Origin of the sequence: Paenibacillus sp. FSL H8-0282 (assembly GCF_037963825.1) — a bacterium.
Classification (GTDB): domain Bacteria; phylum Bacillota; class Bacilli; order Paenibacillales; family Paenibacillaceae; genus Paenibacillus_AQ; species Paenibacillus_AQ odorifer.
In genome coordinates this window covers 1,225,798-1,251,342 of record NZ_CP150146.1, presented here as the reverse complement: position 1 = coordinate 1,251,342, position 25,545 = coordinate 1,225,798, and the positions used below count along the sequence as shown (strand labels likewise).

Below are 25,545 nucleotides of genomic sequence, written 5' to 3'. Positions count from 1 at the left end.
TCCGCTCTTCCGTTCTCCCCTCCCGTTCTCCCGTTCTCCCGTTCTCCCGCTCTCCCGTTCTCCTGTTCTCCCGTTCTCCCGCTCTCCCTACATCCCCATTACACACAAAAAAAGCCTTGATTCTCTAAATAGAGAATCAAGGCTTTCTAATTCGACCTTACACCCACCACATACCCTGAGGCTGGTCATGAATAAGAATGGATTGCAAATTGGTTACTGCACGTTGGAAGCCTTCGTCAACCGTCATAAGAGGGTCTTCATGCTCGATGCTCACCACGTAATCATAACCGTAAGTGCGCAGCGCGCTCATGATATCTGACCACTCAGATATGCTGTGGCCGCAACCAACGGAGCGGAAGGTCCATGCGCGGGTCTGCACATCGCCATAAGGTTGCATATCGGTCAGACCATACATATTGATGTTGTCCTGATCCAAGTAAGTATCCTTGGCATGGAAATGGTGAATCGCACCAGCTTTACCGAGAATCTTAATGGCACCTACAGGATCAATACCTTGCCACCACAGATGGCTCGGATCCAGATTAGCTCCGATAGCATCGCAGGTTGCTTCTCTAAGCTTCAAAATCGTATAAGGAGTATGGCACAGGAAGCCGCCATGCAGCTCGATGCCGATCTTAACGTCATGCTCCTCGGCCAGCTTGCCGATTTCCTTCCAGTAAGGGATCAGCTTATGTTCCCACTGCCAGGTTTTGATGTCGCTGTACACGGTAGGCCAAGGTGTGACTGGCCAGTTCGGTGCTTTTGCCTCATCGCTGTCCCCAGCCGTTCCCGAAAAAGTGTTCACGACCTTAACACCCATGAGTGAAGCCAGCTTGATCGATTTACGGAGAATTTCATCCCCGGCGCGGGCTTCTTCTTTATCTGGTGAAATCGGGTTATTATGGCAACTGAAGGCACTGATCATAATGCCACGCTTCGTGAACTTTTCCAAATATTCTTGACGTGCTGACTCGCTCGCAAGCAGCTCATCTGTCGGACAGTGAGCATTACCGGGATTACCGCCCGAGCCGATCTCTACCGCATTCAAACCTGCGGCGGCGATTTTATCTAACATCTCGTCAAGACTCAAGCTTCCAAATACAGGATCAAATACGCCTAATTTCATTTATACGACCACCTTTTCTTTAATAGGCTCTAAGGCTTCAGAATGTCCGTAAACCGGATAGTCACGTTTCGTTGGTGCACACCAGTTCACGCCATTGATGATAACTTTTTGAATATCCTTGTTGTAATAGGTTGGATAAGATTCATGACCAGGCTGGAAATAAAAGATCTTCCCGCTGCCTCTACGGTAGGTCGATCCGCTTGGGAAGACGTTGCCGCCTTCGAACCAGCCGACAAATACAAGACTCTCTGGTGCTGGCACATCAAAATGCGCACCGTACATTTCCTCTTGCTCCAAGTCGATGTATTCACCAATGCCCTCAGCAATCGGGTGACTTGGGTCCATGACCCACAGACGCTCCTTCTCCTCAGCTTCACGCCATTTCAGATCGCAGCTGGTGCCCATTAATTTAATAAAGATTTTGGACATATGGCCCGAATGAAGCACTACAAGTCCCATACCTTGCAGCACTCGCGCATGTACACGATTTACAATCTCATCACTTACTTCATGATGGGCGATATGTCCCCACCAGATCAGTACATCCGTGTTATCTAATACCTCTTGCGTCAGTCCGTGCTCTGGTTCATCCAGCGTAGCTGTCTGAGTGTCCAGTCCTGCCTCTTGAAGAAAACTTGCCAGTTGTCCATGAATACCTTGCGGATAGACCTTAAGAATTCTTTCTTCCTGACGTTCATGACGGAATTCATTCCATACGGTTACTCTTGTCACTTGAGACACGCTCCTAGTTCATATTTATCTATGACCATCGAATTTGCTTGATTATTCAAAAAACACAGGCATTCCAGTTTCAGAGGATTTATAAATAGCCTCCAAGATGCGAGTCACAACCAACGCCTGCTCCGGCTTCACTACAGGCTCGGTGTCATTTACAATGCTGTCAATCCACTGAGCTGCCTCTATCACCGCAGGATCATCTCCTGCACCATCATAAAAGTCGACGCCACCGGCATCCAGACCGATATGCTTTTCAAAGGTTTTACCGTAGGCTTCTCCGTTAATGCGCAGACCCTTCTCCATATCTGCTCCGCCTTCAGTCCCACAAAGTACCGTTTTGGCCTCACCGACATCGAGTGTATTCAGTGCCCAGCTTGCTTCTAAGACGATGGTAGCCCCATTCTCCATAGTGATGAATCCAATGGCGGAATCCTCCACTGTAAACTTCTCAGGATCCCACGGGCCCCAAGCATTTGCAGCATTTTTACGACCGGACAGCTTATGATAAGCGTTGCCCACGACATATTTAGGTTTGTAATTATCCATCATCCACAGGGTCAAATCGAGCGCATGGGTGCCGATATCAATCAACGGACCGCCGCCTTGCGCTTCTTCATCCAAAAACACACCCCAAGTTGGGACAGCGCGACGACGGATAGCCTTAGCTCTGGCGTAATAGATCTCACCAAGCTCATTATTCTCACATACCGCATGCAGATAAGCTGAATCTGGTCTGAAACGGTTCTGATAACCGATGGTCAGCTTTTTCCCAGTTCGCTCTGAGGCCTCGATCATCGCTTGTGCTTCTGCCGTGGTTTTAGCCATTGGCTTCTCACACATTACGTGTTTGCCTGCTTCCATAGCCGCAATGGAAATCTCCGCATGGGAAATGTTCGGCGTACATACATGAATCACATCTATACTTGCATCGTTAAGAAGCTCTTTATAATCTGTGTAAACTACGGACTGCTCATCTCCAAACTCCGCTTTTGCCTTCTCGGCACGTTCAGCGACGATATCACAAAAAGCAACCATTCGCGCACCTTCTACTTTTTTTAACGCTGGCATGTGCTTGCCGTTCGCAATACCTCCGCAGCCGATAATTCCTACTGTTAAAGTCATTCTGGTCTAACCTCCACTTATTCCTGTTTTGATATCTCTATCATACAAATCTGAGGAAGGGCTTTCTTCCTGTAATCTTGCTGTATTATTCCCGAATATTGTCTTGTGGTATTTCAGCGGGGATATCCCCGTTGCTTCCTTGAAAAAATGATGGAAGGTCTTCACGCTGCCAAACCCGGCTGCTTCCGCCACGGCAGACATCGGCAGATCTTCATTGATCAAGATCCATTTGGCTTTGTTAAGCCGGTATTCGTTTAAGAACGCGATAAAGGTCATGCCCGTGTTTTTCTTGAACAATTTGGTAAAATAATAAGGACTAAAACCCATATAATTAGCTACCTCATTCAGCGAAATAGCCTCCTGATAATGCTGCTCCACATAAATAAAAATTCGCTCTAGTCTCTCCAGTGTTTCTCTGGATTGATTCAGTGTATCTTCTGAGAACTTAGGCTGTTTATTGATCGAACTTTTCGGTACCTCACGTAAAATAACGGTCAGCAGTTCAAATAATCTAGCCTTGATTAGAAAAACATACCCTTCTCTTCGCTGTACATCTTCCTCGTAAATACTCTCAATCAGCCCTTTGACCTTCGCGGCAGTTGCCACGGGCCATCTAGAACTGGAATACTCCATAAGCGTAAAGACCTCACGAAGTGAGTAGTCATTACCGTTCAAAGCGGCTACTTCTTGAAACAAATTCAGGTCAAATTGAATCACTACCCGTTCACTCTCAGGGGAAGAGAGAAAATAATGCACATCCCCACCATTGATAAACTGAACCTCGCCCTGTTCCATGTGAATAGGGGTATCATTAATTCCCAGATTCAGGCTTCCTTTGGTAACATAGATAATTTCAATTTCTTTATGCCAATGCGGATAACACAACGTATCACCATTGCAAAGTAAACTGCGGTAAGGAAAGTGCTTATCCACATCCGGAATCTCGAGATAAATATTCATAAATACAACTCCTTATCCGAGTAAATCATTAAAACCAGGGCTTGCATGCCATATTTAAAAGTTTTACGTAAGCGTTTACTCTCTAAATGTTAGACCTCCAATATTCTTTTGTCAATTACATGTACAAATGATCTGTACAATCAAGTTATCACCTAAAACTAAACTGTGCTCTCTCCATTATTTTAAGTAATTTTTTGGTATATGTATCGCTTTCATTCTATTAAAAGAACTCTTGGTTTTACGTAGCTTTGATCATTTTTTTATATTTAAGTAGAGTTGACAAAAATACCTATCAGGATTTATATTCAGGGTAAGCGTTTACGTTGTTCGATGAATATAAATTCATTATTCACTACGTAAGCGTTTAATTCAAGGATAACCGTAGTTTAAGGAGCTCATAGGAATGAACCCAACGATTAAAGATGTTGCACAGAAAGCGAACGTTTCCATTGCCACGGTCTCTCGCGTGCTAAACAATTTAAGTGGGTATTCGGACAAAACGAAACAAAAGGTAAATGAGGCGATCAAAGAAATTGGTTATCAACCTAACGCGATTGCTCGTGGCCTAATCAATAAGCGTACGCAGACTATAGGTGTAATGTTTCCAAGTGTTTCCGGAGCTTTCTCCTCCAATCTGCTTAAAGGCATTGAGGAATTGGCCAATGACCGAAATTACAGTGTGATGGTTTGTAATACCGATCAGGATGGTAAGCGAACGCTGAAGTATTTGCAGTTGCTCAGAGAGAAGCAAGTCGATGGCATTATTTTTTCAAGTGAAGTCTTGAAGAAAGAATATTACGATGTGCTAGAAACCATGAAAATCCCAGTTGTGCTGGTCTCTTCCCAAACGGAATTTGCCAGTGTACCTTACGTAAAAGTAGATGATTACCAAGCTGCCTATGATGCTATCCTTTACTTAATTTCTAAAGGTCACAGAAAAATAGCCATGATCAGCGGAGATCAAAACGATATTATTGCGGGTGCACCCAGAGCTGAGGGATATCGTAAAGCACTTGAAGCAAATGGCATACCTTTTGACAGCCGTTATCTAACTTTTGGAGACTTTCATTATGAAAGTGGGAGTATTGCAATGGAAGCTCTCTTGGATCAAGCTCCTGATCTCACTGCCGTCTTTGCCGCTAGTGACGAAATGGCGATTGGCGCCCTTTCCACTGTCATCAAATATGGTTTAAGCGTTCCTGAAGATATCTCTATTATGGGGTACGATGATCTCGGAATGGCTAAAATGGTTATTCCACCGTTAACTACAGTTCGTCAGCCACTGTACGATATTGGTAAGATCGCTGTGGAAAAACTGATCCAAATGATTGAAACGGGCGAGACTGTGAATAGCAGAATCGTCGACCACCTAATTGTGGAAAGACAAACGGTAAGAACACTTACCTAAGTCTTTTGTCAATATAACGTAAACGTTTACTCTTTATCTTAATGTATATCCTCCGCCTATAAGTAGCAGAATATCTTTTAAGTATATGTTCAGAGTAAACGTTTACCCTTCTCTTCATCATCAGAATAACAAATTATTAGGAGGAATTATCATGAAAAAAACAATCAAACCTGTAGTGGTTAGCCTAGTGGCTATGTCCGTGCTTAGCGCCTGTGGCAATAACGCGGCTGACAACAGCACAAATAGCAGTGGGAATTCCTCCGGTGAAAAGGTAAAAGTCGAATTCTTCCAAGGTAAGTCTGAAGCCAAAGCCACCTTCGACAAGCTAGTCGCGAAATTTAATGAAGCCAATCCGAACATCGTAGTCACTCAAGTGAACCCGCCGGATGCTGAAACTGTGCTGAAGACTCGTGCGGCTAAAAAAGACATTCCTGATGTCGTGGGTATGGGTGCCACCGACACCTACAAAACTTTATCCGCAAGCGGTCTGTTTGAAGACTTCACTTCTGATCCGCTAGCTAAGAATATTCAACCTGCCTATGTCCAAATGATGAAAGACCTGACGGGTACAGACACGTTGAATGCTCTTCCATTCTCCTCCAATGCAAGTGGGGTCATATACAATAAAGCGATGTTCGCTGAAGCGGGCGTTACCGTACCAACAACCTGGGATGAGTTCATGGCTGTCGCTCAAAAGTTCAAAGATAGCGGTAAGAATGCTTTCTATCTGACTTTTAAGGATGCTTGGACAACACTTACACCTTTCAATTCCCTCTCAACGATCATTAAAGGTAATGATTTCTTCAAGGAGCGTACAGCAGGCACTGTAACCTTCGCAGACAGCTTTAACGAGGTTGCCGAAAAACTGCTTAAGCTGACGGAATACGGACAGAAAGATATCTTTGGAAAGAATTACAATGACGGCAACACAGCATTCGCTAAAGGCGAATCAGCAATGTACCTGCAAGGCGTATGGGCGATTCCAGAAATCGTGAAAGCCAATCCATCCATTGAACTTGGCGTATTCCCGTTCCCAGCGACAAATGATGCTGCCGATGCTAAGGTCATTTCTGGCGTAGACACATTACTGACTATTTCCAAGAACACTAAACATAAAGAAGAAGCCAAGAAATTCATTGACTTCCTACTTCAACCTGAGAATGTCACCCTATACATCAACGAACAAAAAGCATTCCCAGCAGTACAAGGTGTAACACAGGATGATCCAACGATGGACGGATTCAAAGCATCTTTTGAAGCAGGTAAACTCGCTGACTTTGCTGACCACTACATTCCAAGTGCAATGAAAGTTGAAACCATCAACCAAGCCTTCTTACAAAAGAAAGATATTAATGCTTACCTAAAACAGCTTGATACAGAATGGGATAAAGTAGCTGACCGGAAATAACCAGATCAGACAAACATGAACCGCGAAAGAGAACGGGGCTTCCCCTCTTCTCTTTCGCTTTTACAATGAGGAGGATTACATGATGGCCAAACGCCGAGTCGCCTTTTATCTGATGACTATACCGGCATTACTTCTTTTCTTTGCCTTTCATACCTTTCCTGCACTGCAGGGTATATATTATTCGTTCACAAACTGGGACGGCTTTAGTGACAGCTTTGATTACGTAGGATTTAAGAACTTCGTCAACATTTTTCAAGACGAAAATGTGTTGAATTCATATGTGTTCACTTTTAAATATGCCATCCTGACCACTATTCTTATCAACATCATCAGCTTGTTGATTGCGTTAGGACTAAATGCGAAAATTAAAGCCAAAAACTTTTTCCGCGGGGTATATTTCCTTCCTAATATCCTTAGCGTATTGATTGTCGGTTTTATTTTTAACTACTTGTTCGCTAATGTATTCCCTATTTGGGGTGCGAAACTCGGCAGTGAATTTTTATCACAGAACATTCTCGGTAACTCGGACTGGGCTTGGATCGGTATCGTCATTGTAGCCGTTTGGCAGGGGATTGCTTATAACACGATTCTCTATCTGGCGGGTCTGCAGACCATTCCTCATGATCTTTACGAAGCTTCCAATCTGGACGGCGCTAGCCGCTGGAGAGAATTCTGGAGCATTACTTTTCCAATGCTTGCTTCCTTCTTCACGATCAATATGGTACTCGCGATGAAGGGCGGCCTGATGGTATTCGACCAAATCGTTGCTTTGACAGGTGGGGGACCAGGACGTTCAACTCAATCCATTGCCCACTTAATCTACACAGGCGGCTTCCAAGGCGGAGAATTTGCCTACCAATCGGCGAACGCCGTGATTTATTTTATCGTGATCGTCGTTATCTCCGCCCTTCAGCTTAAATTTCTGCAGAAACGGGAGATGGACTTATGATCAAAAAATCAACCAACTGGCCTGTAACGACGCTTATCGCCCTAGGCTCACTGCTGATTCTTTTTCCGCTTTACATGACTATTGCCATCGCGCTCAAGAATCCCGAAGAAATGGCTCAATCTATCTTTTCGCTGCCGACTGGCCTGCATTTTGAGAACTTCGCCAATGCGATTAAGGCAACGAATTTCTTCAATGCTTTAGGAAATAGCACCATTATTACTATTACGACTGTTGTGTTCATATTGCTTACCAACTCCATGGTAGCCTATGCTATTGCACGTAATATGAAGCGGAAATTTTTCAAAGTGCTTTACTTCTATTTTATCAGTGCTATGTTTATCCCTTTCCAGATTATTATGCTGCCTGTGGTCAAAGTGACAACGGATCTGCACATGAACAATATTGTAGGGATTATTATTCTATACGTTGTTTATGGTCTGGCCTTTAACGTTTTTGTATACACCGGCTATATCCGCTCCATTCCGTATGAATTGGAAGAAGCGGCTACAGTAGATGGCGCATCGACCTTCGGAACGTTCTGGAAGATTATTTTCCCACTCCTCGCTCCTGTCAGTGCAACAATCGGTATCCTGTCTTGTTTATCGACTTGGAATGACTTTATGCTACCGCTGGTTCTGCTCGGAGATCAAGATTCCTACACGCTTCCGCTTGTACAATATGTCTTCCAGGGCCAGTTCAGCACGGATTTTAACTTAGCATTTGCTTCATATCTGCTCGCATTAACCCCGATGCTCATCGTCTATTTGTTCGCGCAAAAATGGATTATCAGCGGACTAACATCTGGATCCATTAAATAACTAAGATTTATATAGAGAGATAGGAGAGTTATACATGGATAAGAAATGGTGGAAAGAAAGCGTAGTGTATCAAATTTACCCCCGCAGCTTCAAAGACAGTAACGGGGATGGCATTGGTGATCTGCAAGGGATTATCTCGAAACTCGATTATCTAAATCATCTTGGTGTCGACGTAGTCTGGTTGTGCCCAGTGTACCAGTCGCCTAATGACGATAACGGTTATGATATCAGTAATTATCAAAGTATTATGGATGATTTCGGAACGCTCTCCGATTGGGAGGAACTGCTAGCTGGACTTCACAGCCGCGGCATGAAGCTGATTATGGACCTTGTGGTCAACCATTCCTCAGATGAACATGCCTGGTTCGTGGAGTCCCGCAAATCGCAGGATAATCCTTATCGTGATTATTATATCTGGCGTCCTGGTAAGGACGGACAGCCGCCTAACGACTGGGGCTCCTTCTTCAGCGGATCGGCTTGGGAATTGGATGAGAAATCGGAAGAATATTACCTCCATCTCTTCTCCAGAAAACAACCAGACCTGAATTGGGACAATCCAAAACTGCGCCAGGAAATCTATGATATGATGACCTGGTGGCTGGATAAAGGAATTGACGGATTCCGCATGGACGTGATCAACCTGATCTCCAAAGTACCGGAATTACCTAGCGTTTCTACGGAAAGTAACGTAGAACAGCCTACTTACCACTTCGGTGGAGACTATTTCGTTAACGGTCCCCGCGTACATGAATATATGCAGGAAATGAACCGTGAGGTGCTATCCAAGTACGATATCATGACAGTGGGCGAAGCTGTTAATGTTACTCCAGAAGAAGCTTCACTGTATGTTTCCGAGGATCGAAACGAGCTGAACATGGTATTCCATTTCGAGCTCATGGATGTCGATTCCGGTGCTGGAGGTAAATGGAATGTACAGCCTTGGAAACTGGCGGACATTAAGTCCATTATTTCCAAGTGGCAAGTTGCACTGGACGGTAAGGGTTGGAACAGCTTGTATATGAACAACCATGATCAGCCGCGTATGTTATCCCGCTTTGGGGATGATAAGCTGTTCCCGAAAGAGTCTGGAAAAATGCTGGCAACACTGCTTCACACACTCCAAGGTACACCTTACATCTATCAAGGTGAAGAAATCGGCATGACAAATGTACAATTTGCTTCCATCGATGACTACAAGGATATTGAAATTCTAAATATGTATAAGGAATACTTGGCTGCCGGTCACTCGGAAGAAAAAATCATGAATTCCATTTACATCAAAGGTCGGGACAATGGCCGTACGCCGATGCAATGGAACTCGGAACCGCAGGCAGGCTTCACCACCGGCACACCGTGGCTGGCTGTGAACCCTAACTACGAAGATATTAATGTGGAGCAGGCTCTGGCAGATCCCGATTCTATTTTCCACTACTATAAGAAGCTAATTGAGCTGCGTAAGCAGCATGAGATTATCGTATACGGAAGTTATACAATTCTGGCTGAGGAGAATGAACAGGTATATGCTTATCTGCGTACTCTTGGAGAAGAACAGCTACTGGTTGTATTGAATTTCTTCGGAGAGCCCGCGACCTTCGAACTTCCTTCTACTGTGAAATTCCAAGCGAAGGAATTGCTTATTGCCAACTACGAAGTAAATCCAGAAGAAGAACTAAACACAATTCAGCTTCGTCCTTATGAAGCTCGTGTGTATAAGCTTAATTAAGTACCCCCTTGCATGAAAAAACAAAAAGGAGCCTCCGGGCTCCTTTCTGCTTTTTCATAAACACTTTTGAGTTATAGACTTACATTTTAAACCGTTCCTTTTACCGGATTGACCTGTACCTGTCCCGCGTTCAATTTCTCAATAATCGCCAGTAAGAAGGTTTCGGCTAGGCTGTTCTTTTTAATCGCTCTGGCGGCTTCTTCCAAGGTAAACCATTCAGCATGATCAACCTCAGTACTCACCTGGCTCAAGTCCTCCGAATCTGCAACACCTATAAAATTCAGCATTAGCGTATTGGATGGTGCGAAGTACAAGCTGCGCATATATTCATAAGCGACAATATCAAGTCCTACCTCTTCTTTTACCTCACGTACGAGAGTCGTTTCCGCATCTTCACCTTTGTTCACGTATCCTGCGAGTAATATATAGTCTGGCCGATTATATTGCTGAATTAATAAAATCTTGTTTTTCTCCCTGTTTAATACTGCTGTACTAATCGCCGTGCTGAAAATAGGGAATCGGAACATTTCACACTCATTGCAATAAGGTACCTGCCCTTCCCCTTCACTTTCTTTCATTACTAACTCTGTCCCACATTCCAGGCAATACTTCAAACTGATCGCTTCCTTCTATTCTAAGTTAGCCTAATTCTACTCCAATTGAGGAGGAATCCGGTGATACGTAGCTTGTTCAAACCCGTATGCTAAGGCTATGAGCGTAGGCTCGCTATAAGCTTTTCCGGAAAAAACAACACCAAAAGGTCCCTTGGTCGAATCCCCATCCGCATCAATAATGCCTTGAGATACATATCCCGCCGGAACGGTAACTAATGGATAACCTAAGCGTGCCGCAATATACATGCCATCTACATCACCAGGCAGCAATAAGGCGTCTAAACCATATTGTTCCAACACATAATCTATTCCTTGCTCAAGTGCTAATTCCTTGTATTCTTGTTTCTTCTCTTGATAGACTTCTTCAGTTAAAGTTACTTCTTCTGATCTCGTCAGGGTGTCTTGCCCATATCGCAGGGCAATCTCAGCATGTCTTTCATTATAGGCTATCAATTCTTGCAAAGAGTGAATCGGAACGGAATCATCTACTTGTGCTAAATACTGGTTGAGCCCTTTTTTAAATTCATAACAAATCACATCATTATTCCAATTCTGTTGTTCAACATGTACTGTGACAGGATCTATAATGGTAGCCCCTTCATTCTTCAAGGTCAAGATAGCTGCTTCCATAATTGCAAGCCTCTCAGCGTCTAAATGCTTATAATAATGCCGTGGAATACCTATTCTTGCTTGTCGTATAAAGCTTTTATCTAAACTTGAAGTATAGTCTGTATAAGCGTATTTTTCGCTTGAAAATGTTGCTGAATCGTTGGCGTCCACTCCGGTTAACGCCCCTAAAATAATTGCCGCATCTGTAACCGTTCTAGCTATAGGCCCAGGGGTATCCTGGCTTACTGAAATAGGAATGACTCCAGAACGGCTCACTAATCCCACCGTAGGTTTGATTCCGACAAGAGCATGTTGGCTGGCTGGACCGACAATAGATCCTGCGGTTTCCGTTCCGATCGCTGCTGCTGCCAGATTCGCTGCTACGGCTGCCGCAGGCCCAGAGCTGGAACCACTGACAAATACCGTCCCAGGTCCATACGGATTCAGTACAAACCCGCCCCGCGAGCTATATCCCGCAGGCATTGTACTAGACATAAAATTAGACCACTCCGACATATTCGCCTTCCCAAGTAAAATAGCCCCCGCCAATCGAAGCTTGGCCGCTACAAATGAATCTTTTGCCGCAATTGATCCAGCTAAAGCTACAGAACCGGCACTCGTATGCATCTTATCCGCGGTGTCTATATTATCCTTCAATACAATAGGAATACCGTGCAGGCTCCCGCGGCTCCCTTTTTCTGCTCGTTCTTTATCGCGTGCTCGCGCGATTTGTATAACCTCTGGATTTATTTCTAAAATAGAGTTTATGTCTATATCGTATTTTTGGATCCGCTCCAGATATACTTGAACTATATCCTCTGAGGTAATTAAACCTGCTTCCAGAGCCTCTTGCATTTTAATTATATCCGTCTCAATAATCCATTCCTGAAGTTTATTCTTCATACGAATAACTCCTTCCAAAAAAATAAAATTGCCTCTAGTATAAACCTACCACAAAATTTCACCTCAATAATATGGAGAGTTTAACTATAGTTATATTCAGCTATTTGACTCCCTCGGCTACAGATGATAGGGTATTTTCGAAGTTAAATTTTTCCGGGAGGGAACACCCATGACGGAAGTAAAGCTTAGTATTGGATACGACGAATTCGAAGAAGGTCAAAGAATTGGCGAAGCAATTGAGAAGTTAAGCAGCAGCCCTGAAGGTGCATCGCTGACCAGCCTAATTATCGGTGATTGGGGGCAAGCCTACGAGAATAGCTCGGAAGAGGTTGTAGAGGCACTGGTTACGCATAGCGCCAGCTTCCCGGCTTTACGCAAGCTTTTTATTGGTGAGATGGGCTATGAGGAATGCGAGATTTCATGGATTACCCAAAGCGATCTATCACCGTTGCTCCCTGCTTTTCCAGAATTACAATCACTCACGATTCAAGGCGGGAATGAGCTGAGCCTCTCAGAGCTAAAGCATGACAAGCTGGAGGAACTGATAATTATTAGTGGCGGCTTAAGTAAAGCCGTACTTGAAAATATTGCAGCCAGCCAATTGCCGAATTTACGCAAGCTGGAACTCTATCTTGGCGTAGATAACTACGGCTTTGACGGAAGCCTCGCAGATATTCTACCTCTTATAGAAGTAGGAAAGTTCCCTAAACTTACCTATCTGGGATTAAAAAATAGCGAAATACAAGATGAAATCGCCGGTGCAGTAGCAAATGCGCCTATCTTAGATCAGCTGGATACGCTAGATCTATCTCTGGGTACCCTCAGCGACGAAGGTGCTGAATTGCTTCTTGCCAGCGAGAGAATCAAGGGACTAAAAGCATTGAATCTAAGCCATCATTTTATGTCCGACGAGATGATCAGCCGGTGGCAGCAGAGTGGATTACCTGTCGATGTCAGCGACAAACAGGAAAGCGATGATGAGGAAGACTGGCGTTATCCTTCCATCACAGAGTGAGCCCCCTATGCGGCCGATGATCGTTATCGGTATTCCTGGGGATAAACGGACTAGCGGCATTCAGCAAGCACGTTCCGATCTCGGAATGCCACCTGCCATCATTTTATCGTACGCTGAATTTCTGCAAGGCCAATCGTTAGGTGATCTGCTGGAAGTGCAGAAGCAGCTGTTATCCAGCCAGCCGGCTGTTTATAACGGAATAGATCTCAGTGCGGCTCCCCCGCTGCTGAGATTGGAATCGCCTGGCAGCAGCTTTGAAGTAGAACGTGCCTTAATCGCTCTTGGCGCACCTGATGCCGTTGATGTTGACGATTCGCTGCATCCCTACGCTGAAAGACCTGATCCGCGCCCACTCCGTGTGAAGGTAGCCCATCAATTGAAGGAGATGCAGGGTGTCCTGCATCATCCTTCGCAATGGTTCCGCGGTTATTGCCGCATGCTGGCTAGACTACAGCGCGAAGCCAAAGAGGTTTGTCCAGGCTCGCTATGGTTAAATGACCCCGCTGACATTGCGGCCATGACCGATAAACGGCGGGCACAACAGATTCTGAGTGAGGCAGGCATCCCTATTCCTCGTCCATTAGGCGAGGAACAGCAGCCTACCGACTATGCCTCTCTCCGTGAGATGATGATCTCCCGGCGAATGCACCGGGTATTCATTAAGCTAGCCTTCGGCTCTGCCGCTTCCGGGGTGATCGCCTATCAGCTCCATCCCGTTACAGGTGCCGAAATTGCCTTAACTACAGTGGGGGTCGAGAATTACATCACCCGACCGCCCATTTACTATAATTCCGGTAAACTGCGGCGATACACAGATACCGCCACGATCTCCGGCATTATTAACTGGATTTATCGGCATGGTGGTTATGCCGAGCAATGGATCCCTAAGATCGGCCATAACGGCAAAGCCTTCGATATCCGCCAGCTCGTGGTTCTCCGTGAGGCCTGTCATACAATTGCTCGTGTAAGTTCCACCCCAATTACGAATCTGCATTTACGCAGCCAGCGGATGTCTCCTTCAGAAGCCGGTTTATCAGAATTCATACAGGAGCAGGTACGAAATACCGCGTTGCAAGCGCTGGCGGCATTTCCCCGTTCTGGAGTTGCCGGGATAGACGTGCTGATATCTGGAGGATCGCAGCAGTGTTTTGTCGCCGATGTTAATCCTTTTGGCGATTTGCTGTACGATGTGAAATACCGCGGCTGCAGCACCTACGAATGGGAAATGAAGGTATTGACCGCCAGAGACTATATTACTCATCCCTCAACACCGCTTATAAAGGAAGGATCCTCTTAATGGATATGAACACTATCGTTGGCACCCATGACATTCTAATGATCACACTTGATACCCTTCGATACGATGCAGCTACTATGGAGGAAGCGAACTGCCCGAACCTGTGCGGAACGGGATCCTGGGAGAAAAGACATACTCCCGGCAGCTTTACTTATGCGGCCCATCACGCTTTTTTCGGCGGCTTCTTGCCTACTCCAGCTACAACGGATAAGACTGAGCATATCCGCATGTTCCATTCCCGAAACACCGGAATGAAGACGCATCCCCATACATGGCTGTTCGATACGCCGGATATCGTGTCAGGACTTGCTGCCGAGGGCTATCGCACGGTTTGTATTGGAGGTGTTATTTTTTTCACCAAAAAAAATCCACTCGCTCGTGTGTTGCCAAGCTATTTCCAGCAAAGCTACTGGCGGATGACCTTCGGTGTGACCAATCCGCGTTCCACAGAGCATCAGGTGAACCATGCCTTGAAGCTGCTAAAGGATACTCCTAGCGAGCAAAGATTGTTTATGTTCCTCAACGTCTCTGCCATTCACGGACCAAATCATTATTTTGTACCTGGTGCTAAAAAAGACTCCGTAGACAGCCAGCGCGCCGCTCTTCGTTATGTGGACGGTGAACTGGGCCGGTTGTTCGATGCGTTCCGGGAACGCGGCAATCCGGTCTTCTGCCTGGCTTTTTCAGATCATGGAACCGCTTATGGGGAAGATGGCTATCAGGGGCATCGCCTTGCCCACGAGACGGTATGGAACGTCCCTTATCGGGAGTTTATTTTATAATATTTATAACAAGGAAAGGATGGAGAACTGATATGACGTTATCGTCCTTCTCTTTAGAAGAGCTTCACAAGTGGAAAGACAGCATTACTGCTCACCCTTACCGTTCTTATCTGTATTCCTATCCACACAAAACGGCTTACAGGGATTTGCAGCCTCCGATGCCGCTAGAAACACTCTGGCGTGATGAGCCTGCGGAATCTTTCTTTCTATATATGCATATTCCGTTTTGTGGCGCACGCTGCGGATTCTGCAACCTATTTACCCTGCCTGATAAACGCGCAAATGTTCATGCCACATACGTGGATGCCCTGGAACGCCAAGCAAAGCAATGGGCGGAATTCACCAGACATAAACCTTATGCGCGTTTTGCGATCGGCGGTGGAACTCCCACCCTGCTGGCAGCAGATCAGCTCCGCCGCTTGTTCCACATTGCCGTTGATACGATGGGACTGGACACAAATACAGCCTCCATCTCAGTAGAAACTTCACCGGAGACGATTACCGAAGAGAAGCTGAATATTCTAAAAGAGTATACGGTGGATCGGGTCAGCATGGGCATCCAAAGTTTTGTCGCTGCTGAATCGGCGGCCATCTATCGCCCACAAAATCCGGATGAGGTATATCGGGCACTAGAGCTGCTGGGGAAATATGATTTTCCCATACTGAATTTAGATCTGATCTACGGGCTTCCGGGGCAGACGGTCGACTCTTGGCTATATTCGCTCAATCAAGCGATCAGCTTTGAGCCAGAGGAAATTTTCATCTATCCGCTCTACACCCGTGAGCATACGATTGTGAAGCCTGGTGATATCCAGCGTCAGGACGATATTCGCCTAGATTGCTACAAAGCCGCTGGGCAGCTGCTTAGAGCGAGAGGATATCGCCAATACTCCATGCGTCGTTTCGCCAAGGAAGACGCAGGAACAGCTAAACCCATTCTCGATTATAGCTGCCAAGAAGAAGGAATGGTCGGATTGGGCTGCGGAGCAAGATCCTACACCCGCCATGTGCATTACGCTTCCCGTTATGGGGTAAGCCGTAAAGCAACCGAGAGCATTATTGCTGATTACGTTGCGACGGATCGTTACGATACTGCGGATTACGGGATTGTGCTGAGTCTTGAAGAACAGAAACGCCGCTTTATTCTGAAGGCGATTCTACATAGCGAAGGGCTGAAGCTTGAAGATTACAGCCAGCGTTTCGGTCAATCGCTCTGGAGCGATTATCCTGAGCTGTCCAACCTGCTTCATTCCGGTCTTGGGCAGGAGGAAGATGGCATCCTGCGCCTTACCACCGAAGGGATGGGTTACTCTGATTCGATTGGGGATTGGTTTATTTCTGGGGAGATCCGAGAGCAGATGGAAAGGTTCGTATTGCCATGAATGCGGTCCTCTACTACCGCGGTTCCCTCACGTCCTGCAACTATGATTGCCCCTATTGTCCTTTTGGCAAAACAAGAGACAGCGCAGCTACGCTCGCCAAGGACCGCCAGGGGCTGGAAGCCTTCGTAGCGTGGGCCTCTGAGCAAGGTACGGCAGGTCATCGGCTTTCTATATTTTTTAATCCCTATGGCGAAGGGCTAATTCATCGCTGGTACAAAGAAGCAATGATTGCCCTCTCCAATATGGACCATGTAGAGAAGGTAGCGATTCAGACCAACCTATCTGCCAACCTGGGTTTCATCTCCCAGCTGAATCGTAAAAAAGTGGCCTTTTGGGCCACCTACCACCCCGGACAAGTGCGGGAGGATAAATTTCTGGCGCAATGTTTGACTTTATATGAGAACGACGTTCCATTTAGTGTGGGAAGCGTTGGAATACGCAGCGCTTTTTCAGCGATAGCTTCACTTCGTTCTGCGTTACCAGAGAACGTGTACTTATGGGTCAATGCTTACAAAGATAAACCTGATTATTATACAGCTGAGGATTTTGTCTTCCTTAGCGAGATTGATCCACATTTTTCTGTGAATGCTATGGATTATGAAAGCCTTGGCCAAGCCTGCAATGCAGGAAAAGATGTTTTTTACGTACAGGGCGCTGGGCTTGTGAAACGCTGCTATAAGGACAGAGGGGTCATAGGCAATCTTTACCGTGATGGGCTAGAGGGTCTCTCTGCGGTTAGAAGCTGCCGAATGAAGGTATGCGATTGTTATATCGGTTATATTCATATGCCCGAGCTGAAGCTGCGGAGCATCTATGAAGCTGGACTTTTGGAACGAATCCCGTATGGCGCTATGAATAACTGATTTAAAATTCCAGACAGGGTTTCTTTACTCTCTGTGGAATATGACAAGTAGCCCCCATCTATAGGGGCATAGCAAACACTAAGGTTGGAGGGACAATAACTTATGAACAACATCATTAATTTTGCGCATCGTGGAGCGTCGGCAGTGTGTCCAGAAAATACTATGGCAGCATTTCGCAAAGGTCTTGAGCTGGGTGCAACCGGAATAGAAACTGATGTACAAATGACCAAGGATGGCGGCCTAGTCCTCATTCATGATGAAACTCTAAACCGCACAACAAGCGGAACCGGCTATGTGAAGGATCATACACTCGCAGAACTGCTGGAAGTGGACGCAGGATCATGGTTCGGACCTGAATTCAAAGATGAGCGCCTTCCATTGCTGGAAGATTTATTAGATCTGCTGCAAGGTAGAGATACCATACTAAATATCGAGCTTAAAAATGGCACTTTTTTATATCCGGGTATGGAGGAAAAAGTGATCGCGGCCGTACGGGATTTCAAGATGAGCGATCGCGTCATTTTTTCGAGCTTCAACCATTATTCACTAGCTTACTGTCAGTCGCTGGCACCGGAGATCAGAACAGGAATTCTGTACGGGGAAGGCTTGTATCGTCCTTGGGATTATGCAGCTACACTTGGAGCGACTGCGTTGCATGCGTATCATTTTGCAGTACTGCCTGAATTCGTCGAAGAAGCGGCGAAGCATGGCGTTGTCTACCATCCTTGGACCGTTAACGATCCCGAGCGGATGAAATATTTAATTGAAACTGGTGTATCAGGCATTATTACCGATCATCCAGACCTACTCGCTGGACTCCTGGCTGACAAGGGAGTGTGATGGTGTGAAAAAAGTCTGGCTGCTCGGATTCGGCTTTTTCAGCATCAGCATTACATGGAGTCTGTATAACGCATTTGTACCTTTTTTCCTCGAAAAATATGTACATAGCGTGGCCCTAATCAGCTTCATGATGACGATTGATAATTACTTCGCCTTATTCTTGCAGCCTTGGATCGGCAATCGGAGTGACCGCACGACCTCGCGTTTTGGACGCAGAATGCCTTATCTTATGATCGGTATGCCCTTCGCTGCCGTGCTGACTATGCTGATTCCGTTTCATACCGGACTATTTACACTGCTTTTATTTATGATGCTGATGAATTTAGCCATGAGTTTATACCGTTCCCCTACCGTCGCTCTCATGCCCGACATAACACCTGAAGAGCAGCGTACAAAGGCTAACGGATTAATTAATTTCATGGGTGGATTCGGATCAATTCTGGCTTTCGGCGTGGGTTCGATCCTCTATAAATCAAATCCTGCGCTGCCATTTCTCGTTGCTGGACTGATTACCCTGTTATGTCTGTTTATCGTATCGCGCTTCATCAAAGAAAAACGGGATGGTGTGAATATAAGCCCTACGCTTCTATCCGATACAGCGGGGAGCCCTTCTGCGACGATAGTTAAGCCTTCCAGAGTCTCCTTTCGCGGCCAGCTGGATCGTACTACAGTCTTTCTACTGGCAGCGATTTTCTTCTGGTTTGTAGCTTATCAAGGGGTCGAAACCTTGTTTACATTGTATGGCAAAAACCATCTGGGCCTCAGTGAACAAGCAGCCTCCTTCTCCCTTACCTTCTTCTCCCTTGCCTTTGTGCTGTTCGCTATTCCGAGCGGTTGGCTGGGTGGGCGATTCGGGAAAAAGAAGATCATTATCATCGGCGTATGTGGCCTGATGACGGTCTTTGCGCTTGTTGGGTTTGCACAGGACCTGCTGGTGCTTCGAGCGTTACTCCTGACAGGAGGAATCTTCTGGGCTTGTATCAACATCAACTCTTATCCTTATGTTGTTGCAACGGGAACTGAGGAGAGTATCGGTACTCGAACAGGGATGTATTATTTGGTCTCTTCACTGGCAGCGATCAGCTCGCCACCTTTGCTGGGGCTAATGATTGATATTTTTGATTACTCCATCCTGTTCTATGTAGCAGCGATTAGTATGGCGGTTGCCCTGCTCTGCCTCTTCTTGATGAAGGGACGCAAGCAAGTCCCCCACAAGTTTCACACACCGGGAGCCTAAAAAAAAGCGTCAGCCTTAGACATCTATTTATGTCCAGGGCTGACGCTTATATTTTACACTTAACAAACTAATTTTTATAAACTGAATAACGACCTGTACCCAGCTGTTTGGCGGTGTACATCGCTGTATCTGCTTCGTGCAGCAGCCTGAAATGATCCACCTTGCCATGACTAATGCTGATGCCTATGCTCGCAGATACAAAGAGGTTGTGCTCTCCCAGCTGATAATGTCTGGTCGTCTTCTCCAGAATCTGCACCGCTAACTGCTCCGCTTCCTTCTGATTGCAGCCTTTAGCTACAATCACAAATTCATCGCCGCCTATGCGGAAAATATGGCGTTTTCTTTTGCTGGAGAATTGACTTAACCTTCCTCCCACCTCTTGCAGCAGTAAATCGCCCACATGATGTCCTAAGCTGTCATTGATTGATTTGAAACGGTTCAAATCCATAAACAATACGGCTAGTTGCTCATTTACTTTGCAGCGATCCCAAAAGTGATCCATTCCATTCTTGTTTAAGAGCCCCGTTAAGCCATCCTTATAGGCAAGTTCCTTAAGCTGCTCTCTTTCCGCCAAAACAAGGTTCAGCCGTGTAAGCAAAAACATTAAAACAGCTATCGTAAGCGCGTATATCAATAACGGAGTGAAAATCCCCCCATTGACCTCTATAGTTTCTTCTAAGGATTTTTTGCCTAGCTGATGCATTGCCCACAATCCAACGACAATAGTTATAATGGAAAGGCCCGTGTAAACTGCTCTTTGTTTTGGTTCCTTACTAGCAACATCCCGGTAAAATCTTAATACTAAATAACCTACAACCCCTGCGATGATAATGGACATTAACGTTTGTAAATAAATCTGAACCTCTACCACCTTTAATTCGCACATCCTTCTGAACTACAAATAATTAGCTTACTGTACTGCGATACCAATATATAAAAAAGCTCTGAACATTATCTGAACACTTACTCTTTCTCCAAATGCCGCGCACAATTATATAACTCGCAGTTCCAGGAGCCATCCGATTCGGATTTTGTTATTCGCGTAATTGACGTATTGTTCAATAATACTGTGCCGTCCAGTTCTGGAAGTAGTCTTCTAAGGCTACTGCGTAAAATTGCACCATGGCTAACGATCAGAATATTACTGCCTGGATGTCTCGCCGCAATTTCTTCAATGACTTCGCTGCCTCTGAGCTCGCTGGCTTCTGGAGTTTCCAAACCCAAATCTAACGTCTTCCAATCGGTTCCCCATCGTTCAATCCGCTCTTGCTGCGTAGTTCCTTCAATAAGTCCCGCATACATCTCTCGAATGCCCGGCGCTAAACCCGTGATCTCAAGGCCTAATCTTTCTGCAATAACCTCTGCCGTTTGCCGCGCTCTGAGTAAATCACTTGAATATATGTAATCCCATTGTTCTGTGCTAAGACGTTCAGCCAGTAGTTGTGCCTGTTGCAGGCCTTCAGCATCCAATGAATTATCCGTATGCCCTTGCACTCTGCCTTCTTTATTCCACGCGGTACTTCCATGGCGAATTAAACCTATCGTAGTCATAAAAATCTCCTTTTAGCTATTGAGTCTAGTGGCAATTGTGATGCTGGTTATGGTGCTAGTTATGGTGCTAGTTATAGTGCTAATCTCAGTGCAATTTCAGTGCTAATATAAATAATATAATCTATATTCTATCAGATTCACCCTATGAACATTTAAAAATAAAGGTTATCCAAGTTTTTGAACATGAGGTATAATAAACCTTGTCGTTTTTTACAACAGCTACAAGATAAGGAGTAATTGTTTATGATGAAAAAGCTAGGGTCCACTCTGTTTCTTACCTTCTTACTGCTCGTTCCGCTTGTCGCCACTTGCCCATCCACTGTTGGTGCAACACCAGTTCCTAAAAACACCGTCTATGTGGACAAGAATAACCATTCATACATACCACTGCGTCTCTTAAATAGCTTCACTGGTATACAGTCTGTATGGAATCCTAACGAAAAACGTATAAGCATTACGAATGCAGACACCACCATAACGCTTACATTAGGTCAAACCGCTGCGCTCGTCAATGAAAAGTCGGTTACACTAACTGATCTTGCTTTCAGTGATAATGGCACGGTATATATCCCGTTGTCTTTTATCAGCACAACGCTTGGCATTCAATTAACTTGGGATAAGGAAGCCTCTTCATTAACCCTTAAGAGTAATGATATTGCAACCACTGTTCCTGTACAGTCCGGCGCACTAATCAAAGCGGATTCTTCACCAGTTGTCAGCGCTAGTAAAACCTTCAAAGTTGGCGGCAGATCCTTCAAAGCCCAGACGGTTACAGTGTCCCTGCTGCATCCTAAGGTGAAACTTGATGTCGTACTGGCTGGAAATACGGTCGGAAAAGTAGAGGACCTAAGCAGTCTGGCTAAACGTAATAATGCCGTAGTTGCGATTAACGGAACATTTTTTGATGCCTATACAAAAGGAGCATACAAAGCTCCATACGGCTACATTGTCAGCGGCGGAAAAATGCTTAAAAATAGCTCCGGGGATCGCCGGACGATTTTTACCTATGACAGCAACCATCTGGCGTCACTGATTCCTGGGCTGGAATTCACAAGCCGCTTCGCTTCCGGTTCTATGGAAGGAGCTCTTCAAGCCGGCCCGCGTCTTCTTGTGAACGGCAAGGTATCCCTAAATGTCGCGGCAGAAGGCTTCAAAGATCCAAAAATCTTAACCGGCGGCGGAGCACGCAGCGCGCTCGGATTAACACGCGACCATAAGCTCATTCTACTGACCACTGGTGGAGCCACCATCCCACAGCTGGCAGAAATGATGAAGCAAGCTGGAGCGTATCAAGCCATGAATCTGGATGGTGGTGCATCCAGCGGGCTCTACTACAACGGCAAATATCTTACGTCCCCTGGGCGTCAGATCAGCAATGCAATTGTAGTCAAATATCAATAAAATCTCTTGGCCAGACGGCTAGTTGCGAGTGCTGAGCTTCGTGATTTGGCTTGGCTTGGCTCAGCTACGCTACTGCTCGGCTTCGGCTTCGGCTACTAAGAATATTGTACAAAGTGCAATCTGAGGCAGTTTGCAGCGCATAATTGCTATAGCGGTATGATTGCTGTGCGACGTATGAGATTACTTTGCAGCATATGATTGCCGAGCTCAAACCCAAAAATCCCCTTGATGACTTACCCATCAAGGGGATTTTTCATAAAACGTTGCCAGTTTAGATACTGCTGACAGATCCAATGTTAGGGGCAGCCGGTGCAACTTAATCTGTGTGACCTGAATATTCCCACACCTGCAACCAAACTTCTGTAGTAAAGCCCAATTTCTCGTAGAAAGGCTGCATCGAACCTACGTAAACTTTACTAGCTCCGAGTTGTTTTAAACGGTTAAATCCTTCGTGTAGAACCGCCCGTCCCAGTCCCAGCTTTCGATAATTAATGGATGTGCCTACAGGCTCCAGAGCACCAATTCTATTGCTGCTGTCCCAAAAAATATTACAAAAGGAAACCACTTCGCCCGCGTCATTCACAACGCTAAGATCGAGCTGCGGATTATAGCTTGGAGCGTTACTCATATTCCCATAATGCAGCAGCGTAAGCTCTGCCTCCGCCGTTTCTGCATAGTCGAAGGCCATGATATGTCCGAGCGCTTTTGCAGTAACCTCGATCTCATCTCCGCTGCATATTCTAAAGCCAGAGGGGAGCTCCACAGGAAATTCCTTATCCAATCGCAAGGAGTTTACGCTTTCCTTACCACCCGTTTGATGATACCCCCTCTTACGAGCAACCTCCGCCGCAGAGGTCATATTCTCCGGTATTGGCACATACAGCTCTACGTAACCACCGTTCTCTTCCTCAGCTTTTTGTTCAGCAAAAGCAAACATTTCTTCAAGTAATTTTTCCGGAGGATTCATCTCAGCACACTGAAAATAGAACCCATCGTCCCTGCACACTACAGCTGCAAGCTCTCCATTGTCATACTCCCATAAGCCCACTTTTTGTTCCCACTGCTCCAGCGTTCCACTTCTCGTCTCCTGAAAAAAAACAACAAATTCCCAGCGGTCTATAAGCCAGGTATTTGGAGTCTTTAGCTTACTATAACTTTGTATAAGAAAATGACGTACCTTTAGCAGATCTTCAGAACGGTAGCTTCTAAAATTAAAGTTCATTTTCCACGCCCCTCTCTTTAATTTCATATTAAGGGAGATGCAAAATGAAGCATATATCATAATTAGTTATTATTATTTTATACTACCGAATATGATCCGTACGTTCACAAAACAAACATTTCTTGAGTGAAAATTATGAGCTCCACGCATCCGTTAACTGCATTTAGTGCAACTATTTCCTCAGAATGCTCATTCAAAAGATAGTTAGTTGTATTTTGTGCAGTTAAATTTCTGGTTTTCCTTTAATTGCACCGAATTCACCCTTTTTAGCTGCACGAAGTGCAATTAAATGGCTTCTAGGGACTATTTACGGAGAAATAAGTGTACAAAGTGCAATTAGAGAAAGTTTTGGCGTTCGCGATCTCTTCCAGAGGAAATAGTCACTGATCAAGCTTTCTCAAGCGATAATTATGAGCTCCACGCATCCGTTAACTGCATTTAGTGCAACTATTCCTCAGAATGCTCATTCAAAAGTTAGTTTAGTTGTATTTCGTGCAGTTAAATTTCTGGTTTTCCTTTAATTGCGCTAGATTCACCCTGTTTAGTTGCACAGAGTGCAATTAAATGGCTTCTAATGAGTATCTATGCAGAAATAAGTGTACAAAGTGCAATTAGAGAAAGTTTGTTGAGTGGGCGATCTTCTTCCGAAGGAAATAGTCACTGATCAAGCTTTCTCAAGCGATAATTGTGAGCTCCACACATCTGTTAATTGTATTTAGTGCAACTATTCCTCAGAATGTGACTTAAAAAAATAGTTAGTTGTATTTCGTGCAGTTAAATATCTGGTTTTCCTTTAATTCCACTAGATTCACCCTTTTTAGTTGCACGAAGTGCAATTAAATGGCTTCTAGGGACTATCTACTCAGAAATAAGTGTACAAAGTGCAATTAGAGAAAGATTGTTGAGTGGGCGATCTTCTTCCGAAGGAAATAGTCACTGATCAAGCTTTCTCAAGCGATAATTATGAGCTCCACACATCTGTTAATTGTATTTAGTGCAACTATTCCTCAGAATTCTCCTTCAAAAGTTAGTTTAGTTGTATTTCGTGCAGTTAAATTTCTGGTTTTCCTTTAATTCCACTAGATTCACCCTTTTTAGTTGCACGAAGTGCAATTAAATGGCTTCTAGGGACTATCTACTCAGAAATAAGTGTACAAAGTGCAATTAAGTCTGGATAATCCGCTTGAGCGAAATCTGGATTGCTTAGAGCTAGATCAGCTAAAGCTAGATCAGCTAAAGCTAGTTCAGCTAGAGCTAGATCAGCTAAAGCTAGATCAGCTAGAGCTAGATCAGCTAGAGCTAGATCAGCTAGAGCTAGATCAGCTAGAGCTAGATCAGCTAGAGCTAAGTCAGCTAGAGCTAGATCAGCTAGAGCTAAGTCAGCTAGAGCTAGATCAGCTAGAGCTAAGTCAGCTAGAGCTAGATCAGCTAGAGCTAGGCCAGCTAGGCTAGACCAGCTAGACTAGGCCAGCTAGGCTAGGTCAGCTAGACTTAGATCAGCCAAATTCCCCTTCGGTAAAACTAGCTAGATTCTTACGTTGACCACGAATAAGAGTACTCTTTTTGCATAATTTTCC

General features: G+C 45.2%; 23 protein-coding genes. 14 read left to right on the top strand and 9 right to left on the bottom strand.

The genetic code is table 11. The annotated features are described in order from the left end of the window. Positions 1-157: 157 nt before the first annotated feature. The 4 genes from NST94_RS05360 to NST94_RS05345 are packed head-to-tail and all read right to left on the bottom strand — an operon-like array spanning position 158 to position 3,946. Positions 158-1,126 carry a sugar phosphate isomerase/epimerase gene (locus NST94_RS05360; protein ID WP_076186757.1) on the bottom strand — a complete coding sequence of 323 codons (969 nt, stop codon included), beginning with the start codon at positions 1,124-1,126 and terminating at the stop codon, positions 158-160. Then, positions 1,127-1,858 carry a ThuA domain-containing protein gene (locus tag NST94_RS05355; RefSeq protein WP_076186759.1) on the bottom strand — a complete coding sequence of 244 codons (732 nt, stop codon included), beginning with the start codon at positions 1,856-1,858 and terminating at the stop codon, positions 1,127-1,129. A 51-nt stretch (positions 1,859-1,909) separates the two neighbouring features. After that, on the bottom strand, positions 1,910-2,986 hold the full coding sequence (locus tag NST94_RS05350; RefSeq protein ID WP_076129559.1) for a Gfo/Idh/MocA family oxidoreductase: 1,077 nt from the start codon (positions 2,984-2,986) through the stop codon (positions 1,910-1,912). Positions 2,987-2,992: 6 nt separating this feature from the next. Beyond that, positions 2,993-3,946 carry an AraC family transcriptional regulator gene (locus tag NST94_RS05345; RefSeq protein WP_076186764.1) on the bottom strand — a complete coding sequence of 318 codons (954 nt, stop codon included), beginning with the start codon at positions 3,944-3,946 and terminating at the stop codon, positions 2,993-2,995. Positions 3,947-4,349: 403 nt separating this feature from the next. Here NST94_RS05345 and NST94_RS05340 point away from each other — a divergent pair, with 403 nt between their 5' ends. From NST94_RS05340 to NST94_RS05320, 5 genes are all read left to right on the top strand, one after another. Beyond that, positions 4,350-5,354, top strand: a complete 1,005-nt coding sequence (locus NST94_RS05340; RefSeq protein WP_076186767.1) for a substrate-binding domain-containing protein — start codon at positions 4,350-4,352, stop codon at positions 5,352-5,354. A 151-nt stretch (positions 5,355-5,505) separates the two neighbouring features. Then, on the top strand, positions 5,506-6,762 hold the full coding sequence (locus NST94_RS05335) for an extracellular solute-binding protein (protein WP_076186769.1): 1,257 nt from the start codon (positions 5,506-5,508) through the stop codon (positions 6,760-6,762). A gap of 82 nt (positions 6,763-6,844) precedes the next feature. After that, positions 6,845-7,711 carry a sugar ABC transporter permease gene (locus NST94_RS05330; protein ID WP_076186771.1) on the top strand — a complete coding sequence of 289 codons (867 nt, stop codon included), beginning with the start codon at positions 6,845-6,847 and terminating at the stop codon, positions 7,709-7,711. Next, a complete protein-coding gene (locus tag NST94_RS05325) occupies positions 7,711-8,529 on the top strand; it encodes a carbohydrate ABC transporter permease (RefSeq protein ID WP_076186790.1) in 819 nt (272 codons plus the stop codon). Before NST94_RS05330 ends, NST94_RS05325 begins: the two co-directional genes overlap by 1 nt. 34 nt (positions 8,530-8,563) lie before the next feature. Further along, positions 8,564-10,252, top strand: coding sequence for an alpha-glucosidase (locus NST94_RS05320; RefSeq protein ID WP_076186774.1), 1,689 nt, complete (start codon positions 8,564-8,566; stop codon positions 10,250-10,252). Between the two features lie 86 nt (positions 10,253-10,338). Here NST94_RS05320 and NST94_RS05315 read toward each other — a convergent pair whose 3' ends face one another. Then, entirely contained in the window at positions 10,339-10,866 is a 528-nt protein-coding gene (locus tag NST94_RS05315) for an NUDIX domain-containing protein (RefSeq protein WP_339281749.1), read from the bottom strand. A gap of 36 nt (positions 10,867-10,902) precedes the next feature. Beyond that, positions 10,903-12,378 (bottom strand): amidase family protein, encoded by a 1,476-nt coding sequence (locus tag NST94_RS05310; RefSeq protein WP_339281748.1) that lies wholly within the window; start codon positions 12,376-12,378, stop codon positions 10,903-10,905. 169 nt (positions 12,379-12,547) lie between these two features. Between NST94_RS05310 and NST94_RS05305 the strand changes: the two genes are divergently transcribed. From NST94_RS05305 to NST94_RS05275, 7 genes are all read left to right on the top strand, one after another. Further along, complete coding sequence (locus tag NST94_RS05305; RefSeq protein WP_076129565.1) at positions 12,548-13,393, top strand: STM4015 family protein; 846 nt, start codon at positions 12,548-12,550, stop codon at positions 13,391-13,393. Continuing rightward, entirely contained in the window at positions 13,353-14,690 is a 1,338-nt protein-coding gene (locus tag NST94_RS05300; RefSeq protein WP_339281747.1) for an STM4014 family protein, read from the top strand. The genes NST94_RS05305 and NST94_RS05300 overlap by 41 nt, the downstream gene beginning before the upstream one ends. Beyond that, positions 14,690-15,472 carry an STM4013/SEN3800 family hydrolase gene (locus NST94_RS05295; RefSeq protein ID WP_076129567.1) on the top strand — a complete coding sequence of 261 codons (783 nt, stop codon included), beginning with the start codon at positions 14,690-14,692 and terminating at the stop codon, positions 15,470-15,472. The genes NST94_RS05300 and NST94_RS05295 overlap by 1 nt, the downstream gene beginning before the upstream one ends. 32 nt (positions 15,473-15,504) lie before the next feature. Next, entirely contained in the window at positions 15,505-16,854 is a 1,350-nt protein-coding gene (locus NST94_RS05290) for an STM4012 family radical SAM protein (protein WP_076129568.1), read from the top strand. Continuing rightward, entirely contained in the window at positions 16,851-17,717 is an 867-nt protein-coding gene (locus NST94_RS05285) for an STM4011 family radical SAM protein (protein WP_076303450.1), read from the top strand. The genes NST94_RS05290 and NST94_RS05285 overlap by 4 nt, the downstream gene beginning before the upstream one ends. Positions 17,718-17,819: 102 nt before the next feature. After that, complete coding sequence (locus tag NST94_RS05280) at positions 17,820-18,557, top strand: glycerophosphodiester phosphodiesterase (RefSeq protein ID WP_076303451.1); 738 nt, start codon at positions 17,820-17,822, stop codon at positions 18,555-18,557. Positions 18,558-18,561: 4 nt separating this feature from the next. Then, positions 18,562-19,794 (top strand): SLC45 family MFS transporter, encoded by a 1,233-nt coding sequence (locus tag NST94_RS05275; protein ID WP_248547896.1) that lies wholly within the window; start codon positions 18,562-18,564, stop codon positions 19,792-19,794. 67 nt (positions 19,795-19,861) lie between these two features. Here the strand turns inward: NST94_RS05275 and NST94_RS05270 are convergent, their stop codons facing one another. Both NST94_RS05270 and NST94_RS05265 read right to left on the bottom strand, forming a co-directional pair. Continuing rightward, on the bottom strand, positions 19,862-20,680 hold the full coding sequence (locus NST94_RS05270) for a GGDEF domain-containing protein (protein WP_081387703.1): 819 nt from the start codon (positions 20,678-20,680) through the stop codon (positions 19,862-19,864). 77 nt (positions 20,681-20,757) lie between these two features. After that, positions 20,758-21,345 (bottom strand): histidine phosphatase family protein, encoded by a 588-nt coding sequence (locus NST94_RS05265; RefSeq protein WP_339281746.1) that lies wholly within the window; start codon positions 21,343-21,345, stop codon positions 20,758-20,760. A gap of 246 nt (positions 21,346-21,591) precedes the next feature. On the opposite strand from NST94_RS05265, the gene NST94_RS05260 reads away from it, so the two are divergent. Then, a complete protein-coding gene (locus NST94_RS05260; protein WP_076219736.1) occupies positions 21,592-22,746 on the top strand; it encodes a phosphodiester glycosidase family protein in 1,155 nt (384 codons plus the stop codon). Positions 22,747-23,062: 316 nt separating this feature from the next. Here NST94_RS05260 and NST94_RS05255 read toward each other — a convergent pair whose 3' ends face one another. Further along, on the bottom strand, positions 23,063-23,968 hold the full coding sequence (locus NST94_RS05255) for a GNAT family N-acetyltransferase (protein WP_076129573.1): 906 nt from the start codon (positions 23,966-23,968) through the stop codon (positions 23,063-23,065). Between the two features lie 1,149 nt (positions 23,969-25,117). Here NST94_RS05255 and NST94_RS05250 point away from each other — a divergent pair. Then, the gene (locus NST94_RS05250; protein WP_339281745.1) at positions 25,118-25,420 is read left to right on the top strand and encodes a hypothetical protein; all 303 of its coding nucleotides are present in this window, start codon (positions 25,118-25,120) and stop codon (positions 25,418-25,420) included. The last annotated feature ends 125 nt before the right edge of the window (positions 25,421-25,545 follow it).

Excerpts from the sequence above, each read along its gene's own strand:
- NST94_RS05360 (WP_076186757.1), bottom strand. The coding sequence starts at position 1,126 with ATGAAATTAGGCGTATTTGATCCTGTATTTGGAAGCTTGAGTCTTGAC.
- NST94_RS05350 (WP_076129559.1), bottom strand. The coding sequence starts at position 2,986 with ATGACTTTAACAGTAGGAATTATCGGCTGCGGAGGTATTGCGAACGGC.
- NST94_RS05345 (WP_076186764.1), bottom strand. The coding sequence starts at position 3,946 with ATGAATATTTATCTCGAGATTCCGGATGTGGATAAGCACTTTCCTTAC.
- NST94_RS05340 (WP_076186767.1), top strand. The coding sequence starts at position 4,350 with ATGAACCCAACGATTAAAGATGTTGCACAGAAAGCGAACGTTTCCATT.
- NST94_RS05335 (WP_076186769.1), top strand. The coding sequence starts at position 5,506 with ATGAAAAAAACAATCAAACCTGTAGTGGTTAGCCTAGTGGCTATGTCC.
- NST94_RS05330 (WP_076186771.1), top strand. The coding sequence starts at position 6,845 with ATGGCCAAACGCCGAGTCGCCTTTTATCTGATGACTATACCGGCATTA.
- NST94_RS05320 (WP_076186774.1), top strand. The coding sequence starts at position 8,564 with ATGGATAAGAAATGGTGGAAAGAAAGCGTAGTGTATCAAATTTACCCC.
- NST94_RS05310 (WP_339281748.1), bottom strand. The coding sequence starts at position 12,378 with ATGAAGAATAAACTTCAGGAATGGATTATTGAGACGGATATAATTAAA.
- NST94_RS05305 (WP_076129565.1), top strand. The coding sequence starts at position 12,548 with ATGACGGAAGTAAAGCTTAGTATTGGATACGACGAATTCGAAGAAGGT.
- NST94_RS05300 (WP_339281747.1), top strand. The coding sequence starts at position 13,353 with ATGATGAGGAAGACTGGCGTTATCCTTCCATCACAGAGTGAGCCCCCT.
- NST94_RS05295 (WP_076129567.1), top strand. The coding sequence starts at position 14,690 with ATGGATATGAACACTATCGTTGGCACCCATGACATTCTAATGATCACA.
- NST94_RS05290 (WP_076129568.1), top strand. The coding sequence starts at position 15,505 with ATGACGTTATCGTCCTTCTCTTTAGAAGAGCTTCACAAGTGGAAAGAC.
- NST94_RS05285 (WP_076303450.1), top strand. The coding sequence starts at position 16,851 with ATGAATGCGGTCCTCTACTACCGCGGTTCCCTCACGTCCTGCAACTAT.
- NST94_RS05280 (WP_076303451.1), top strand. The coding sequence starts at position 17,820 with ATGAACAACATCATTAATTTTGCGCATCGTGGAGCGTCGGCAGTGTGT.
- NST94_RS05270 (WP_081387703.1), bottom strand. The coding sequence starts at position 20,680 with ATGTGCGAATTAAAGGTGGTAGAGGTTCAGATTTATTTACAAACGTTA.
- NST94_RS05265 (WP_339281746.1), bottom strand. The coding sequence starts at position 21,345 with ATGACTACGATAGGTTTAATTCGCCATGGAAGTACCGCGTGGAATAAA.
- NST94_RS05260 (WP_076219736.1), top strand. The coding sequence starts at position 21,592 with ATGAAAAAGCTAGGGTCCACTCTGTTTCTTACCTTCTTACTGCTCGTT.
- NST94_RS05255 (WP_076129573.1), bottom strand. The coding sequence starts at position 23,968 with ATGAACTTTAATTTTAGAAGCTACCGTTCTGAAGATCTGCTAAAGGTA.